At 32.0% G+C, this 16,334-nt stretch carries 21 protein-coding genes; all 21 read right to left on the reverse strand.

The genetic code is table 11. The features are described from left to right. Nucleotides 1-215: 215 nt before the first annotated feature. Nucleotides 216-1,148, reverse strand: a complete 933-nt coding sequence (locus WC663_03265; protein MFA6296347.1) for a DUF475 domain-containing protein — start codon at nucleotides 1,146-1,148, stop codon at nucleotides 216-218. Nucleotides 1,149-1,253: 105 nt separating this feature from the next. Beyond that, nucleotides 1,254-1,682: a hypothetical protein gene (locus tag WC663_03270; GenBank protein ID MFA6296348.1), complete on the reverse strand. Its 429-nt coding sequence runs from the start codon at nucleotides 1,680-1,682 to the stop codon at nucleotides 1,254-1,256. 35 nt (nucleotides 1,683-1,717) lie between these two features. After that, nucleotides 1,718-2,182, reverse strand: coding sequence for a flavodoxin family protein (locus WC663_03275; protein MFA6296349.1), 465 nt, complete (start codon nucleotides 2,180-2,182; stop codon nucleotides 1,718-1,720). Next, nucleotides 2,183-2,371: a hypothetical protein gene (locus WC663_03280; GenBank protein ID MFA6296350.1), complete on the reverse strand. Its 189-nt coding sequence runs from the start codon at nucleotides 2,369-2,371 to the stop codon at nucleotides 2,183-2,185. Nucleotides 2,372-2,498: 127 nt separating this feature from the next. After that, nucleotides 2,499-3,818 carry a DEAD/DEAH box helicase gene (locus tag WC663_03285; protein ID MFA6296351.1) on the reverse strand — a complete coding sequence of 440 codons (1,320 nt, stop codon included), beginning with the start codon at nucleotides 3,816-3,818 and terminating at the stop codon, nucleotides 2,499-2,501. A 232-nt stretch (nucleotides 3,819-4,050) separates the two neighbouring features. Continuing rightward, entirely contained in the window at nucleotides 4,051-6,339 is a 2,289-nt protein-coding gene (locus WC663_03290; protein ID MFA6296352.1) for a DEAD/DEAH box helicase, read from the reverse strand. A 281-nt stretch (nucleotides 6,340-6,620) separates the two neighbouring features. Continuing rightward, nucleotides 6,621-8,237, reverse strand: coding sequence for a RecQ family ATP-dependent DNA helicase (locus WC663_03295; GenBank protein ID MFA6296353.1), 1,617 nt, complete (start codon nucleotides 8,235-8,237; stop codon nucleotides 6,621-6,623). Between the two features lie 50 nt (nucleotides 8,238-8,287). Next, nucleotides 8,288-8,863 carry a hypothetical protein gene (locus WC663_03300; protein ID MFA6296354.1) on the reverse strand — a complete coding sequence of 192 codons (576 nt, stop codon included), beginning with the start codon at nucleotides 8,861-8,863 and terminating at the stop codon, nucleotides 8,288-8,290. Between the two features lie 40 nt (nucleotides 8,864-8,903). Then, on the reverse strand, nucleotides 8,904-9,194 hold the full coding sequence (locus WC663_03305) for a hypothetical protein (GenBank protein MFA6296355.1): 291 nt from the start codon (nucleotides 9,192-9,194) through the stop codon (nucleotides 8,904-8,906). A 15-nt stretch (nucleotides 9,195-9,209) separates the two neighbouring features. Further along, nucleotides 9,210-9,689, reverse strand: a complete 480-nt coding sequence (locus WC663_03310) for a TspO/MBR family protein (protein MFA6296356.1) — start codon at nucleotides 9,687-9,689, stop codon at nucleotides 9,210-9,212. Between the two features lie 19 nt (nucleotides 9,690-9,708). Further along, nucleotides 9,709-10,293, reverse strand: coding sequence for a hypothetical protein (locus WC663_03315; protein MFA6296357.1), 585 nt, complete (start codon nucleotides 10,291-10,293; stop codon nucleotides 9,709-9,711). Nucleotides 10,294-10,309: 16 nt separating this feature from the next. Next, the gene (locus tag WC663_03320) at nucleotides 10,310-10,492 is read right to left on the reverse strand and encodes a hypothetical protein (GenBank protein ID MFA6296358.1); all 183 of its coding nucleotides are present in this window, start codon (nucleotides 10,490-10,492) and stop codon (nucleotides 10,310-10,312) included. 89 nt (nucleotides 10,493-10,581) lie between these two features. Next, the gene (locus WC663_03325; protein ID MFA6296359.1) at nucleotides 10,582-11,319 is read right to left on the reverse strand and encodes a hypothetical protein; all 738 of its coding nucleotides are present in this window, start codon (nucleotides 11,317-11,319) and stop codon (nucleotides 10,582-10,584) included. 193 nt (nucleotides 11,320-11,512) lie between these two features. Continuing rightward, entirely contained in the window at nucleotides 11,513-11,707 is a 195-nt protein-coding gene (locus WC663_03330) for a hypothetical protein (GenBank protein MFA6296360.1), read from the reverse strand. Further along, on the reverse strand, nucleotides 11,701-12,069 hold the full coding sequence (locus WC663_03335) for a hypothetical protein (GenBank protein ID MFA6296361.1): 369 nt from the start codon (nucleotides 12,067-12,069) through the stop codon (nucleotides 11,701-11,703). Before WC663_03335 ends, WC663_03330 begins: the two co-directional genes overlap by 7 nt. A 1-nt stretch (nucleotide 12,070) precedes the next feature. Beyond that, nucleotides 12,071-12,496 carry a hypothetical protein gene (locus WC663_03340; protein MFA6296362.1) on the reverse strand — a complete coding sequence of 142 codons (426 nt, stop codon included), beginning with the start codon at nucleotides 12,494-12,496 and terminating at the stop codon, nucleotides 12,071-12,073. Between the two features lie 161 nt (nucleotides 12,497-12,657). Continuing rightward, entirely contained in the window at nucleotides 12,658-13,044 is a 387-nt protein-coding gene (locus tag WC663_03345; GenBank protein MFA6296363.1) for a hypothetical protein, read from the reverse strand. A 108-nt stretch (nucleotides 13,045-13,152) separates the two neighbouring features. Continuing rightward, complete coding sequence (locus WC663_03350; protein MFA6296364.1) at nucleotides 13,153-13,476, reverse strand: YerC/YecD family TrpR-related protein; 324 nt, start codon at nucleotides 13,474-13,476, stop codon at nucleotides 13,153-13,155. A gap of 125 nt (nucleotides 13,477-13,601) precedes the next feature. After that, a complete protein-coding gene (ndk, locus tag WC663_03355) occupies nucleotides 13,602-14,069 on the reverse strand; it encodes a nucleoside-diphosphate kinase (protein ID MFA6296365.1) in 468 nt (155 codons plus the stop codon). A gap of 116 nt (nucleotides 14,070-14,185) precedes the next feature. After that, nucleotides 14,186-15,490, reverse strand: coding sequence for a glycosyltransferase (locus tag WC663_03360; GenBank protein MFA6296366.1), 1,305 nt, complete (start codon nucleotides 15,488-15,490; stop codon nucleotides 14,186-14,188). A gap of 69 nt (nucleotides 15,491-15,559) precedes the next feature. Further along, nucleotides 15,560-16,321, reverse strand: a complete 762-nt coding sequence (locus tag WC663_03365) for a glycosyltransferase (GenBank protein ID MFA6296367.1) — start codon at nucleotides 16,319-16,321, stop codon at nucleotides 15,560-15,562. Nucleotides 16,322-16,334 lie beyond the last annotated feature (13 nt).

Here is a 16,334-nt window from a genome sequence, read left to right on the forward strand (position 1 = left end):
GATTGCAATTGTTTGTTGCTGAAATTGCTTGGAAATTTAATCATAGAATGATTTCGCTAGACAAACAAGAAGAATTATTAATTGATTTAGTTACTAAATTTGGTGGCTAAATCCAGTTATTACCCATTTTTAAAATAATTAACAACCCAACTAATCTAACTAGTCTAACCAGTCTAACCAGTCTAACCAGTCTAACTTATCTAACAGTTTTTTATTTACGCCTTTATTATATTTTTCCTTCTTCCTTCTTTATATGATAAATATAAAAATATTGCCAACAAAGAAATTGTTGCTAAAGGCGCAATCCAAAATGGAAACTCATTGCCAAAAGCTTCTAAAATCATTATCGCGCCCAAAACTCCAATTGAATACATTGCACCATTTTTTAAATAGGCAAATTTAGAAATCAAATTTATTCCTCGAATAGTTATCTCGCGAACAACAACTGCACCTAAACCATTACCTAACAAAATTAGAGGAACATACATTGTAAAAGCAAAAGCACCAATTACTCCATCAATTGAAAAAGAAGCGTCTAACACTTCAAGATACATTATTTTACTCCACGCTCCAACAGTACTTGAATTTAATAAAGTTTTACCTTTTTCTTCAGCATTCTTTTTTACTCCATCAGTAATAAAAAAGGCTGTTGCGCCAATCGAAGTTGATAATGCCATTGCCGGATTTCCAATTTTTACTGAAAGAGCAATCATAACTGTAAAAAATACAGATGCTAATGCATAAAACCAAACACCTTGATGAAAAATAAAATGCTCAACTAAAAATGCATATTTCTTTTTTTCCAAAAAAAGCCATGACAAAGCTACAAACAATAGATAAATTCCGCCACCTGATAAAAGCAATGGCTTGGTTTCTTCTAAAGCCTCTTTGATCATTGGATCATTAGAAAAAACAGACTCAAATACTTCTCCAAATCCTAAATCAGTATTTGCCAACCAAACTATCAAAAAAGGCAAGATACCTCTAACAAGAAAAACTGCTATCAGCAAACCCCAAAATAAAAAAATCTTTCGAAATCTTTTCGGCAAAGTCTGCAAAACATGAGCATTGACAATTGCATTATCAACACTTGAAATAATTTCAAAAAGGCAAAGGCCTAAAACAACAATTATTGACTGAAACAACATAATAAAAAATTAAAGTAACATTTTTTATGTTATAATATTTTAACAATTTTTACAAGAATGAATTAAGCAAACTCAAAATTTATTAAAATTTTTGACTAAACAATTTTATACTGAAAATATTTGATACTTAAAATTATAGCCTGAATTTTGTACAGCTTTTTCAAATTCATTTCTTATTTTAGAAAAATCAAATTTATAATTATATTTCTTTTTAAATAGTTCTGATTGCTCTTCTATTTTTCCAGTTCTTGGACCAAGTCCAGTTTTATAAGTTCCAGCTTTAAAACCAAACCCAGGAGCTTGATCATCTGAACCAGAAGATAATCCAAATCCTGATTCTTTCAACATTTCTGAAAATATTAATTCTTTTTTAGCATCATCAATTTTAAATTTTGCTTTATAAACTAATTTTTTGCTTGATAAAAAAACTTTTCTTTCTGCAATTGTTAATTCAAATTCATATTTTCCATTTTTTTCTTTTAATTCAGCTGGCAATTTTGTAACTATATTTTTTATACTTTCAATTAATGCCATAAATTTAATTTAAACAATATTATTATAACTTAAAATTAAAATTTTTTAACTAATTCTTTTGCAAATAGAATTGCATTTTTAAAATCTCTCTCATTCGGCCTATTTTTATTCAATCCACCCATATATTTATATGGCCCCCAAGTATCTAGTCCTGGACAATTAAATTCGCCAATAATTTCAAAATTTTTCGCTTGCAATTTTTCTTTCAAAGCTTTGTGCATTTTTCTTACAACAACTTTACTGTTAAATCCACTAGTTGAAAAAATAAATGCTTTTTTTCCTTTCATGTCATCACATTTTTCAACTAAATTTAACAAACTGACATGATGTTTCATAAAATAAATGCCTGAACCAAAACCAATCAGATCGTATTTTTTTAAATCATTAATATTTATTTCATTTGGCTTTTTAATTTTACAATCAAAAACTCGAGCCATATTTTTTGCTACATTCAAAGTATTTTGATGAGCAATAGAAATATTAACAATTAATGTTTTCATCTATTTTGTTTCGCCTCTGAATCCATAGCCAGGTTTAACTTTTTTCTTTGAATGCTGTCTTTTTTCGCCCTTTATTGTTTTACCAATATTTTGTATGTCCTTAAATTCTCCGGTTGTTTCACGTTTGGCATACAATTTTTTACCCTTTCTTTCCATTTTTGTTCTAAAGACGCCTTTTCTTTTTGGCATAAATTTTAAATAATTAATAAAAAAAATGTACCAAGATTATCTAGGTACATTCTAACATAAAAATAAATTAAATTCGATATTCTTTCTGCGTTTTCCGCGTTAGCTTCTGCGTTTTTTTGCGCAAAAGTTACCAGCTATTGCCATAATTAAATTGTCCAGCATTTCTTTTTGGAAAACGTCTGTTGCTTTGTCCGCTATTTTGCTGACGTCCACGTCCTTGTCCTTGAAAACTAGATCTGCCTCTTCCTTGAAAAGAAGTATTTGATCTTGCTTGTACTGGACGAAAAGAATTAAATGCAGGTTGAATTGGTTGCTCCAAAAGAGGAGTCTTTGAAATACTAATGCTATTTCTAATTAGTCTTTCTACTTGTACAACTTTGTATTTTTGATCAGGCATTGCAAATGAAATTGCTTTTCCGCCTTTTCCAGCTCTGCCAGTTCTGCCAATTCTATGTACATAATCTTCTGGATCATCTGGCAAGTCATAATTAATGACTAATTCAATATCAGAAACATCAATACCGCGAGATGCAACATCAGTTGCAACTAATATTCTTGATCTTCCTTGTTTAAATAAGTTTAAAGCTACTTGTCTTTGTGCAAAGCTTTTATTTGAATGAATTTCTGAAGCACTAAATCCAGAAGTTATCAAGAATCTGCATAATTTACTAGCACCAAATTTTGTTCTAGTAAAAATCAATACTGTGCCCTTATATTCTTTTAACAATTTAATTGCTAATAATCTTTTTTGATGAGGATTTACAACGAACATTTCTTGTTCCACTTTTTCGGCAGCTGTACCAGATTGAGCTACTTCAATCCTAATCGGGCTTTTCATATATCTCGCTGCAATTGTAACAATTCTTCCAGGCATTGTTGCTGAAAAAAGCATAGTCTGTCTCTCTTTTGGAACAGTTTCTAATACTTCTTTAATTTGAGGCGCAAAACCCATATCTAACATTCTATCAGCTTCATCTAAAACCAAAGTATTAACTTTGCTTAAATTCAAATTGCGTCTTTGTAAATGGTCGATAATACGGCCAGGAGTACCAATAATAATATGTGGATGACTATAAATTCTTTGTCTTTGCATACTCATTGATGCGCCACCAACTAATATTGCAGTTTTAAGACCAAGAGTTCTGCCAATTTTTAATAATGATTCTTCAACTTGCATTGCCAATTCTCTTGTTGGCAAAAGAATTAAACCTTGTCCATTTGTTTTGGCAATTCTTTGCATCATTGGCAAACCAAAAGCCATTGTCTTTCCAGTTCCAGTTTGAGCGATACCAATAATATCTTTTTCTTCTATTGCCACTGGAATCGCCTTTTCTTGGATTGGAGTAGGAATTGTAAATTGTTGTTTTTCTAACGCGCTTAAAAGATCTGGGACTAATCCTAGATTTAAAAACGACGCTTTCTTTGAAAGCACTGCTTCATTTGACATAAATATGTGATCCGATTCCTGCGACGTCACATATTTAAGTAAATGCATGAGCGAGGCTCGAATCTATGGGTGAAAACACCCTGATTTCTTATTATTTTAAGTATAGCAAATTTTTTAGTCTTTGTCAATAGAATCGGAAAAAGACTATATTAATCAAATTAACCACCCAATTTTCTTCAACAAAACAATAAAATTTTTCCAATAAAAAAAGAGCACTCCGCAAAGAAATGCTCTACACCTTGTCTCTATATTGTGCAGGAATATCTTCCAATTCTACAAAATTCAAAAACGGCAGTCCAATTGGTTCGCCAGCAAAGTACTTCACAAAACGAACGCCATATTTTTCACCAAGATAAGTCCTTCCTAGAAATTCAATTGGCTTAAGCGAAGAATATTGCATAACCAAGTTCAAAGGAATTTCCGTTCCTTCAATGCTTGCTCTCCGAATCTCTCGCTTATCATTCCAATATCTGATCTTGCCCAAAACATAGCCGCCTCTATTCATTCCGCCCTTTGCAGCCCATACTGTTCCAGCTATCGAATTCTGCTGATAATGAACAAAGTCCAAAGACTGAACTCTTGCCAACAAATCAACAAATTTGCTGTGTTCGGAAGAATCACATTCAACCAACTTCAAGCTTTCTGGATCAGGACATTCCATCTGAAAATGCCGATAAACTGAATTGACAGCCATCAGTACATCCCTGATCTCTTTGGCAAAAAAGCCTTTTTCATCGCACCATTTCATGAATTCGCTCTTTTCGTAAGGATTGCGATCATCACGCAATCTGTAAGAAAAAACATCATCTTTACGAACATAGCCAAATTCCAGAAGTGCCTGAACAATAATGTTGTACGCTGTCAAATGGTCAGAACCACAGACACAAACAGACATATCCCATTCTTCTTTATGCAACCGATACAATTGACCGATGCAAGAAACAATCAGCACTCTATGGAACAAATCTTCATCTTTTGAATCTTGAGCTTTGACAAGCAATTCTGCCATTGCAGGTTCAAGTGGCAATCTCTCCACTCGCTCGCCAAGCTCAGTCAAATGAATTCCGCCTTCCAAAGAAATGATGCCACGATCACAAAAACGCTTTACAACTCGATCATAAGCATCTATATCAATTTCGCCAATCAAATCAAGATCAGCAATATCAATTCCCAATCGAGCGCAAATCAGAGCCGTATTCTCAAGGTTACCACCAAGAACAAAATCCGGCGCCGTTGCCCGAAGACTGTGAAAATCAATCTTACGATCTGATACGATCACAATCTTGCCATTCTTTGCTCGCCCATTTACACGACCGCCCATTTGCAACAATTCATTATTTCCGAGCTCTTGCTTCTGCAAGGATTTGACTCCTCCAGAAAGCACAACTTCAGAATAGAATTGATCAACAATCACTACTGTATCCAATCCAACGATATTGAGACTGGATGCGCCAGCAATGGTCATAAAAATCATAAATGGCTTCTTTACCTTGCCAGTCAAATATGGCCTCAACTTGTCAGCTGATTCACCACCATGATAAAAATCAGTGTGAATTCCAGTGTTAGAAAACTGGCTAGCCAACTTTTCAGCAATGCCTCGACTTGGCACAAAGACTGCCACGCCACGTTCTTCATTCCCAACCCAACCAACCAGATCATCAAGAGTTTCTTCAATTGTCGTTCTAACAATTTCAACTCTTGCTTTACGCGTCGGATCAAAAGCATCACAAGTAATTACTGTCTCTGCTCCAAGATAATTCTTGAAGTCCTCTGGATCAATCGTTGCCGACATCCAAACGAATCTGCAACCAGTCTTTTTGGCCAAAGCCATAGACAATTCCAGATGTTCAGAGGTCTGATGAATTTCATCGATAATGATTAGATCACTTTTTGAAATCCTGCCATCTTTCAACCAGTTCAAAGATACGCCAGGCGTAATCACAAAGACATTGGCATGACGCTGATTTTCCGCTGGATCATACTCGCGAGTTACAATTGCAATTCGCAGATTGTCTGTCGCAAGCGCCTTCTGGCAGATATCACGAATCGCAACAGTCTTGCCAGTTCCTGTACCTGCAACAACTCCAAATCCGCTGTTTGCCAGATCAGAAATTGCAGCATCCATCTCGAGAGCTCTCACTTTTTCAAGCAATGTCAAAGGCAATTCTTCTGCTTCCAGAACAGTTGCAATGTTCACACAAGTACTTCTCGTCGGCGCAATCACAACAACTCTCTGATAAAGCGCGTTAGATCTGAAGATAGCCGACCTAGCAGATCTTCTAACAATGACAATTTCATCTTCGTCATCGTCAACAACTACTGGCCGAACTGCAACTGGAACTGAAGCTTTTGAAACTGTACGACGAACTACAGCCGATCTTGCCGCAATCCTAACTGGAACTGGTCCATCATCATCGTCATCATCATCGTCAGCAATTACAATACCTGTGCGTGAAGTTGGATTTGTAGGACTGGACTTTACTGCACTTGTATTCCTTGCTGGAAATCGAGAATTGTTCATCCTATCCTCCTCAAAGAAGCAGTGCAGAAAGATATTCAATGCACTGCTGGGTGTCTCTTTAGAAACCGGAAATAAAAATTAATAAATTAATCCTTCTTGCCGGTTTCTAATCAAAATTATAAAGAACATAAAAAAAACAGATAAGACAATATTTAAAATAATTCAAATATTAACTTATCAGTTCAAAATTTTGATGCATTAATTTAATGCTTTGCTTACCTTAAAACCAACCTAAAATAATAGCATAATAATATTAAATTGTCAACGTTTTTAAATTTATTTTATTTCAAATCAATTCTCTGAATCTTTGCAATTACACAACAAATTTTTTCATAACTCACACTCTCCGGCAATTGATCTTTAATTGGCCTTAATCTTTGATAATCGGAAGCTTTAGCCATTGCCTGCAAAATCTGCTGTTCTTCCTGTTTTGTAATAAATTTTTCAATTTCCAAATCACCGCCACTTTTATACCATTTGATCAAATGATTAAAAATAGTTCTTACTCCCAAAGATCTGATTTTAGCAATTTGTTCTAAAGTATGTTTTTGCTGATATAACTTAATAGTCTGTAAAACTGTATCAGAACCTGAATGTTTAGAATTTTTGTCTTGTAAAACATCCATATCCAAATTCGCCAAAGTATTTTGCCATTTAAAATTAAAACACACATCACAGCCTTGGCAATTATTATTAATTTTATTTAAATCTAAATCTGCAAAATACTCTAAAATCATTTTTCTCCGACATTTATTATTCTCGACATATTCCACCATCTTTTCCAATTGGCGATATTTAACATCTATGACCTGACTAATTTCCGCATAGTTCTTTCCTAATCTCTGCATTTCCTCTTTATCCTTTTGAATAAAATAATTATGCAAACCGACATCTTTTTTGCTATGCAATAAAATACAATAAGCATTTTCAGAATCGCGTCCAGCTCTGCCTGCTTCTTGATAATATCCTTCCAAACTTGCTGGCATTCCCATATGAATTACAAATCTGACATCTGCTTTATCAACTCCCATGCCAAAAGCAATCGTTGCTACAATCACTTTAAATTTATTTTCCATAAAATCGTTTTGCATCTGCGATCTTTGCAAAGGTTGCATTCCTGCATGATAAAACGTCGCCTTAATATTATTTTCACACAAAAAAGCAGCTGTCTCTTCTGCTTCTTTTCGAGTCAAAGTATAAACAATTCCACTGCCTTGCAAAGATTTTACAATCCTCAAAACTTCATTAGGTCTTTGACCTGCTTTTAAATTAGCTTGAACAAAAAATTTCAAATTCTGCCGATTAAATCCAGCTGTAAAAATTTTTGGATCCTGCAATTCTAATCTTTTGATAATATCTTGCTTAACTTCTGGCGTAGCTGTCGCTGTAAATGCTCCCACAATTGGCCTATTTTTTAATTCTTTAATGCAATTTTTAATCAGCATATAATCCGGCCGAAAATCATGACCCCAAGCTGAAACACAATGCGCTTCATCAATTGCTAATAGAAAAATATCTAATGTTTTCAAAAATTCAATAAAATTTTTCTGACTTAATCTTTCTGGAGCAATATATAAAATTTTTATCTTTTTCATTTTAATCTCTGCCATCCTCGCTTCAATCTCTTCAAAACTCAAAGAGCTGTTAATAAAAACCGCCTCAATTCCTCTAGCTTTCAGTGCATCAACTTGGTCTTTCATCAACGCAATCAATGGCGAAATAATTACAGTTAATTTATCGCTCAAAATCGCTGGCAATTGATAACATAAAGATTTACCACCGCCTGTTGGCATCAATGCCAAAACATCTTTGCGAGCCAAAATGCTTTCGACAATTTCTTTCTGCCCTTGCCGAAAGTTTGAAAAATTAAAATATTTTTCTAAATATTGTTCTAACATATCTAAAAAATTATGCCTAAAAAATTAATTATTTTAAAATTATTTGCAATTTATAACTCATTTAATAATCTTGCTAATTCAATATCTTTTTTATCAATACTTTTTAAAATCTGCTCAACTTCTAAACCCATCTCCTCTAAATTACCTTTTTGTTCGATTTTGCTATGCTTTAATTTATTCTCCACAATATCCAAAGCCATATTCAAAAAATCCATTCTTTGCTGCAATAATTTGGTATCTCTTGTCTCCCAATATTCTCCTTCATCTTCAACATCCATCTTTATTAAATAATTCTTTTTTAAATAATCTAGCAATTTTATTACAATTAAATGCGTTTTAACTCCAGCGAATTGTGTCTTAATAAAACTGCCAAACTCTGGTTTGCCAACTAAATTTTCTTTATAAATCACAGAACCAGGATCAACAATATAGCCATCTTGATTAAAAATAATAGAAAAACTTTCTGCTCGCGGATGCAGTTCCAATACAATTCCCTGATAACCATTTTCATTTATTAAAAAATATTGCCAATTTTTCTTTTTACTCAGAAAAATTAACTTTTTTTGCAAATCAGGAATTAATTTTTTGTCTTTTATTTTACCAGAATAATAGATAGTCAAACCCATAAAAATATTTTAAACCCAATCTTCTTTATAATATGTATGATTATTTTTTATTTTTCTCAACTATTTTTTTATAGAAATTAACATTATATTTTTTTCCATCCTCAGCAGTATGCTGGAATTTCCGGCATGCTGACTTTTCCGCTAATTCTCCTTCTTTAAACACATTTCCTATATGTTCAGTAATAGTTTTTCTGTTTTTATCAAAAAGCTCCGACATTTGTTTCTGGGTAAGCCAAACTGTCTCGTCTTTCATTTGGACTTCAACTTTTGTCTGCCCGTCTTCAGCGTTGTAAATAATGATTTGATTATTTTTTTCTGTCTGATTTTTCATATTAATTAATTTTTTTTAATTCAACCTCCAAACCGCAAAATTCAATATTGTAGCAAAAGAAACCCACAGTAAATATGGAATCAAAATCAAACCTGCTTTTTTATCAATTTTATAAAATAAATAGATATTATAAACAATCAACAGCCACATAATCACAATATCAATTAAGCCTAAAATTGGACTTCGCAAACCAAAAAACAAAACAGACCAAATTGCATTTATTACTAATTGAATTATAAAAATATAAAAAGCGAATAAAACATTTTTATTTTTCAATCCCTTTTGCCAGATCCAATACAATGCAATTGCCATCAAAAAATAAAGTAAAGTCCAAGCTGGCCCAAATAACCAATTTGGCGGACTAAAAAATGGCTTGTTCAAATTAACATACCAATCCTTAATTGCTGAAATTGTAAAAAAACTTCCAATTATTCCAGCGCCTTCGCAGATAATTAATGCAATGATAAAACGAAAAATGTTTGGTTTTTGTTTCATAGGTTTTGTTTTAATTTATTTATAAATTATTTTTTTTAATTATATCTTCAGTCTCTTCCATTGCAATTTCAAGCCAAATCAAAATATATTGCCGTAGATGATCACCAGGAAATACATCACCCCTCCGAATATGCTTAAGTCCGCCATTCGTTACAACTGTAAGCAATAATTTACTATTAAATTTAGTCGCTTTTCTTTTTCGCTTTTCATAAATATTTCTGTATTCTTCACAACGCATCTTTATTAATCCACTCCACATATCCACAAATCCTTGCTGAATTCCAATTTCCAACAAAAAATTTATAAACTTTTCTTCAACATCAGTCCTCAATTTTAATAACGTATCCTTTTTATTAGATACAGCAAAATTAGATTTTTGTTCTAGCAACAAGATAACTAATGCCAAAACCGTCACCTGCAATTCATTAAATATTCTATCTTGCTCGACTCTATCAATATTTGAAAAATCAACCAATTCTCTTACCCTTTTATCTTTATAGACATGAAATGCAGAACCGCTAACCAGTTCAACAATCTCCTGCGCAATTTTTTCATTGGACGAAAAGTTCAAAAAACTAAAATTCAACAAATTTTTTACTTTCATTTTATTAAATTAATTTTCATCTTTTTTCCTCTTCTTCATCAAACATTTCTCCACGAACCAAAGATCCTTGCTCTTTAGCTTGTTTAAAAGCTTCTTTCAATTCTCCCATTTCTAATTCTCTTCCTTCTTCCTGTGCCTTTTTTGCAACTTGGCAAATTGGACAATCATCAAAAAATTCTTGGTTATGTTCATGTGACATAATTTTTTATTTTAATGAATTAATAATTTTATTATACTAAATTATTTTAACAAAAAAAATCCCCATTACAGAGGATTTCAAAGAACATTTTATTCACTTGAAAAAGGAGTGCAATTCGATCTAAGATTTACAATCTTTTCCACTAAATCTTTTTTATCAATATCTGTTTTTCTTTTATCATCAGCCCAAATAAAAACAACCCACCGATCAATTTTATCATATCCACTAGCAGAAACTAATGACCTAAATTCCATTCTGTATTTTTTCTGATCTAAATAAACTTCAAAAGAAACTGTACAAAAATGATTTTTTCCTCTGCAAACAACTTCAACATGTTTATTATAATAGGCAAAACATCTATAGCGCACTAAAGAAAGTTCTGACCTCACAAAATTTCTTGTATCTTCATTTACCTCTTTATCTTTATCCAACATCACTCTAATCCAATTTATTTTTATTTTTCGTTTCAAAACTTTTTTGTCGGAAACAATTTCATCATTTGTTTCTATCACTCTAAACTTATTGCGTTCTACATAAGGTACGCTTAGCAATGAAGGATTAATATGTTCAGTTTCATCTTCAGTCTTTCGATAATTTGTTTTTTCAACAATGACAACTTCTTTTTCCGACCAATTAATCCCTAATCCAAGAATTAGAAATATGATTGTTAAAATAACAAAGCTTAAAAATTCTATTCTTTTTCTCATCCATAAAAAAACAAACCTATCTTTAATTTGCGCTTTCTTGCCTTTTATTAATTCCGCCATAATAGGCCTAAAACTATTTACAACAACTTTAACAAAGCTAATTTGCCTATTTAACCACATCTTGTCCCTCCTTTTTCAAAGAACGATATTTATATTTAAAAAAATTTGAAATTTATATTTATTATAATTTTATTTAACAACAAAATCAACGAAAGCGAAACGAAAATTCGAAAAAAGTATTCGCTTATATTCGCAAAAGCATTAGAGTGAGGCCAAAAAAAAGAAGCCATAACAGCTTCAATACAAAGAACGCTTAACCTCTGATTTTCAAAAAATATTCCATCTTATCTCTTGGCCTCATGCGAGTTGGACGAAACTTTCGTTGAGTTTTTGATTCAAACGGAACATCATTTCGTCTTTCTTTCATCAAGCAAACATCGGAATTTTCTGAAATCGGCTCAAGAATATGAAAGAAAAAAATCAACAAAACATCATCTGCGCTCAACATTTTTGTACCTCCTCTCTTGTTCTCTCTGGCACAATCAAATACTCATGTCTTAATCTCTTTCCCAAAAATAATGCATAAAAATCGCCATCAATATCAGCTAACCTGTTATCAGAAGATACAACATAATTCCAATTCTGCGCGCAAGTCAGATCCTGAAAAGGATTAAACTTGCTCACAACTTGGCAATCACATTCAATCTTCAATACTCTAAAAAACACAATCAATCTTCCAATGTTGATTCTTCTCACACTATTTGAATCCAAATTGTTGGTTTCAACTATGGCACGAGTTTGAGAAAAATCATGTCCATTTTGACAACAATCCCGAGTACACAATTGCTGAAAAAATACCTCCACTTTCATCTCAAGCCTCCTTTGAACCCAATCTCAACAAAAAAGGAAAGCTATTAGGAGCAAATTCTTTTGGAAATTCATCTTCTCTTCGAAACCAAACCACAAATCCCCTTCCATTAATTCTCCTTGAAACACCTTGCGTGCACAATTTCCATTGTTCAGACAAATATTCATTTTCCAAACTCAAACAGATAATTTGACAATCACATCTCACTCCAATTTCCATCAAAAATTCAATCACCCTATTGGTCATCAAAGAATGTTCCAATGCAATCTCTCTAGCCAGAACTAACCCATGCTTGCCATTATGACAATATTTGCCTCTAGAAACCAGCTCAACGAATTCTCCGAACTCCATTTCCTTTCCCTCCATTGCCCGCCGTAGCTTCAGCGAAGGTGGGCAAGCCGCCATATCCTTGGCGGACTTTCTGTCCATCGCGCTATTTTAAGAACAAAAAAATGACATCAAATGTCAAAGAACATATCGATAGTATATCTTAATTAAATATTTTGTCAAGAAAAGAATCCACAAAATAAAGCTGAATTTTTCTTATCATATCTTAAAAAATAAAAAGGAACTATAAAATAGTTCCAAAATTAGTGCGACCAATGTTCTTCAAAAGGACCAGTTGCTCGTAAATCGCCATGCGAATTATATTGAGCTCCTCTCAAACCAAGCAAAGCACGTGCCATAGCCAATCTTTGTTCACGTTCCAATAATTCTTTCTCAAATACTACCGCAACTACTCCTCCATGCTTCATCACATATTCACGCTCCAACTGCAATTCTTTCTTCAACTCCAATATTTTTTCACGAGGAAAATTTGCATTATCAATTTCCTCTTCGCTAAAAAAAACAAAGATAATCATTCCATCCTTAACACTTTGACACCAACGTTCCTCCCACCACTTTATTACTTTTTCTCTCATTTCCATAGGCCATTCTGCTTTCTCAAAATCTTCACGATTCTTGATTTCTATCATCTCTCTTCCTCCTTCGCAGGCAATTCGCCTGCTTTTTCTACCGCACTAAAATAAAAAGAGCTCTCTTGTACAAAACAGGAGAGCTCATTATTTTTATAAATACCAAACTCACCTCTTTTGCACAGAAAGTAAAGTTTGATGATGATTCTTTTTATTTAATCTATCTAAAACTAATCTATAACCATTCATTCCATTATTTAACCATTTCGAAATTCTGGCAATTGTCCGAGAACTCAAACCAGTCTGTTTTACTATTTTTGTATAAGAAATTTTTCGATCTAACATTTGCACTGCTTGCCAACGATTGCCAAATTCGATAATTTCAGCTTCTGTCAAAAGATCGCGCAAAAAACATTTTGCTTCTTTTTCATTTTTCAACATTAGCAAAGTTCGAATTAATTGACTGGTTTTCTTATTCTGCCATTTTAGCATAAATATAATTTACTTTAGTAAAGTGATTTACTTAAATAAAGTATAGCAAAATAATAATTGCTGTCAAGAGATTTTCAAATAAACAAAAAAGAGCCTTTCGACTCTTTTAATTTTAATTCAGATTATTATATACCTTTTTCTTTTTCAGAATAAAGATAATCATAATCTATTTTTTTATATTCAAACAATTCATCATTATTGAAAAATCTGAATACTTCTTTTTCGGCATTTTCAGGACTGTCAGATGCATGAACAATATTGCTTGATCCAGATATGCATAAATCACCTCTTATACTGCCAGCATCAGCTTCATAACCTTTAGTTGGACCAACTAATAAACGAACAGCTGAAATCGCATTATAGCCTTCCAAAACTGCTGCAACACAAGGCGCACTTTTCATAAAACCCTTTAAGTCATTAAAAAATGGTTTATCTTTATGATGCGCATAATGTTCATCCAATAATACATCGCTTAATTGCATCATTTTCAAAGCTGTAATTTTTAATCCTTTTTTTTCAAAACGAGAAATAACCTCGCCTAAAAGATTTCTCTGCAAACCATCTGGCTTAATTATAACTAATGTTCTTTCAATTTTATCTGGCATAATTTAAACAATTCAAAATTAAAAAATCAAAATTAAAAATAAATTTCTAATTCCTGAATTTCTAATTTCATAATTTATTAATTTTACTTATTTTACAAATTTTACTAACTCTTGATTTTATCTCTCAACTTTTTCAATTTTTGAACAATCTTGAATTTCCCATCTTCCATAAAAAAATCTTTCAAATTTATTTCTTTATTCAATCCTCTATACAATCTTTTTCTCCATGAAGACTTATCATGAAATTTTATCGTTTCTAAATAAAGATTTAATAACTTTTGCGTCTGATTTTGAATCGAAAATTGTTTCGCAAATTCAACAGACTTTGTTGACATTTTAGCACGTAAATCAGAATTTCGCAATAATTCTAGAACTTTTTGAGAATATAACTTTGAATCATCGTTAGAAATTTCATAACCATTTTCTGAATCTTTAACTACTGAAGTCAAACCTTCATCTTTCAACATTACAATTGGCAAACCAGATGCTGCTGCCTCTAATAAAACTAAGCTTTGAGTATCTGTCTTTGATGCAAAAACAAAAATCTCAGCATCTGCAAAACATTTTGGTACTTCATCACGATTTGCAAATCCACCAAAAATAACTCTATCTTGTAAATTCTTTTTTTCAAATTCTTTTTTCAAATCTTCAAGACTTGGCCCAGAACCAATAATTGCCAATATGCAATTATCATCTTCTTTTACTACTTTTTCAAACATTTTTACAAAAAACATTGGATTTTTTGGCTGAGCAACTCTACCCAAATACATTATTATTTTTTTATCAGCAGGAATTTTAAATCTGCTTCGCAAATAATTTTTATCAACATTATTAAATTTGTCTAATTCAATTCCTGTCTGAATAACTGAAATATCATTCTTCACTCCATAGTCTTGCAACATTTTTTTTACTTTTTCCGAAGGCGAAATCAAAGCATCACATCTTTGGCTATAAAATACTGAGATGTCTTTTGCCAAACTCATAACAGCTTTATCCATACTATACCAATTCTTAAATAATGAATGACCAGTATATTTTTCGTAAAGTGTGTGATAAGTATGAACAACTGGAATATTATAAAATAATGCCACAATACTCGCATACATTCCCATATAAAATGGAGTATGAGAATGGACTACATCAATTTTAAATTTATAAAAATCATGAAAAATCGGCGGTAAGTTTGGCAACGTCAAAGTAAATTCAGAAAACACATCCTGCTTCAAAGATTCAATTCGATAAATTCTTGGTCCATCTTTTGGAATATTTCCATTTTCATCTTTCAATAATGGCGCAAAAATAAAAACTTGATGACCTTGTTTTTCAAGCTCATCTTTAAATAAATCTATTGAATTTGCAACACCAGAAACATAAGGATGATAGGTGTCAGTAAAAAATGCTATGTTCATAAAAATAGAAATTAGGAAACAGAAAACAGTACAACATTGAACAATTTTCTGTTTCCTGTTTTCTATTTTCTAACGTATATCTTCAAAATCACTTGGCTGTTTTTTAAAAATAAACACATTCCAATAATTTTTGATATGAAACCACAAAAACTTCCAAAATCCTTTTTCAAATCTTCTTGGCGAAGTATATACGAAAATCTTTGAATCAAAAACAACTTTACCATATTTTTTTAGCTTTTGTCCAAGAAAAACATCTTCAGCAGATTTTAAATTCAAATCATAGCCTCCAGCCTTAATAAATAAATCTTTTCGATAAGCAAAATTCATTCCAGTCACATTATCTTTTCCAAACAATCTAGAAATATGTAAAAACAAAGTATAAATATATCGAGCCAAAAATTTTAAATATGCTGGTCCACCATTCATCCTCACACTTCCATAAACAACAGCAATTTGTTCAGGTGCTTCGAGTATTTCAAGTGTTTTCTGTTGTTCTTGTAAATCAAAATTAAAATGATTATCTATTTTTCTTAGCCAATCCCTCGGATAAACAGTATCCGCATCACAACTCGCAATAATCTCGCCTTGAGCATTCTCCGCGCCACTTTGCCTTGCATAAGAAACACCTTTTCTATTTTCTTTAACAATTTTTAAATTATTAAAATTATTTTTCTTCGCCACATCTAGAACAACATCTTCAGTATGATCAGTACAAGCATTTAAACTCATAATCAATTCATAATCCAAAAAATCTTGATTCACAAGAGATTCAATGCACGGTCTAATATATTTTTCTTCATTATACGCAGGAACAACAATTGAAATTTTCAATCTTCAATAATCA

The sequence above is a fragment of the Patescibacteria group bacterium genome (assembly GCA_041662665.1).
Lineage (GTDB): Bacteria > Patescibacteriota > JABMPQ01 > JABMPQ01 > JAQVVF01 > JAQVVF01.

Coding starts and splice junctions, on each gene's coding strand:
- WC663_03350 (MFA6296364.1), bottom strand. CDS start 13,476: ATGCTAAAATGGCAGAATAAGAAAACCAGTCAATTAATTCGAACTTTG.
- WC663_03305 (MFA6296355.1), bottom strand. CDS start 9,194: ATGAAAAATCAGACAGAAAAAAATAATCAAATCATTATTTACAACGCT.
- WC663_03360 (MFA6296366.1), bottom strand. CDS start 15,490: ATGAACATAGCATTTTTTACTGACACCTATCATCCTTATGTTTCTGGT.
- WC663_03265 (MFA6296347.1), bottom strand. CDS start 1,148: ATGTTGTTTCAGTCAATAATTGTTGTTTTAGGCCTTTGCCTTTTTGAA.
- WC663_03320 (MFA6296358.1), bottom strand. CDS start 10,492: ATGTCACATGAACATAACCAAGAATTTTTTGATGATTGTCCAATTTGC.
- WC663_03290 (MFA6296352.1), bottom strand. CDS start 6,339: ATGAACAATTCTCGATTTCCAGCAAGGAATACAAGTGCAGTAAAGTCC.
- WC663_03270 (MFA6296348.1), bottom strand. CDS start 1,682: ATGGCATTAATTGAAAGTATAAAAAATATAGTTACAAAATTGCCAGCT.
- WC663_03345 (MFA6296363.1), bottom strand. CDS start 13,044: ATGATAGAAATCAAGAATCGTGAAGATTTTGAGAAAGCAGAATGGCCT.
- WC663_03330 (MFA6296360.1), bottom strand. CDS start 11,707: ATGTTGAGCGCAGATGATGTTTTGTTGATTTTTTTCTTTCATATTCTT.
- WC663_03315 (MFA6296357.1), bottom strand. CDS start 10,293: ATGAAAGTAAAAAATTTGTTGAATTTTAGTTTTTTGAACTTTTCGTCC.
- WC663_03340 (MFA6296362.1), bottom strand. CDS start 12,496: ATGGACAGAAAGTCCGCCAAGGATATGGCGGCTTGCCCACCTTCGCTG.
- WC663_03310 (MFA6296356.1), bottom strand. CDS start 9,689: ATGAAACAAAAACCAAACATTTTTCGTTTTATCATTGCATTAATTATC.
- WC663_03275 (MFA6296349.1), bottom strand. CDS start 2,182: ATGAAAACATTAATTGTTAATATTTCTATTGCTCATCAAAATACTTTG.
- WC663_03325 (MFA6296359.1), bottom strand. CDS start 11,319: ATGTGGTTAAATAGGCAAATTAGCTTTGTTAAAGTTGTTGTAAATAGT.
- WC663_03335 (MFA6296361.1), bottom strand. CDS start 12,069: ATGAAAGTGGAGGTATTTTTTCAGCAATTGTGTACTCGGGATTGTTGT.
- WC663_03280 (MFA6296350.1), bottom strand. CDS start 2,371: ATGCCAAAAAGAAAAGGCGTCTTTAGAACAAAAATGGAAAGAAAGGGT.
- WC663_03295 (MFA6296353.1), bottom strand. CDS start 8,237: ATGTTAGAACAATATTTAGAAAAATATTTTAATTTTTCAAACTTTCGG.
- WC663_03300 (MFA6296354.1), bottom strand. CDS start 8,863: ATGGGTTTGACTATCTATTATTCTGGTAAAATAAAAGACAAAAAATTA.
- WC663_03285 (MFA6296351.1), bottom strand. CDS start 3,818: ATGTCAAATGAAGCAGTGCTTTCAAAGAAAGCGTCGTTTTTAAATCTA.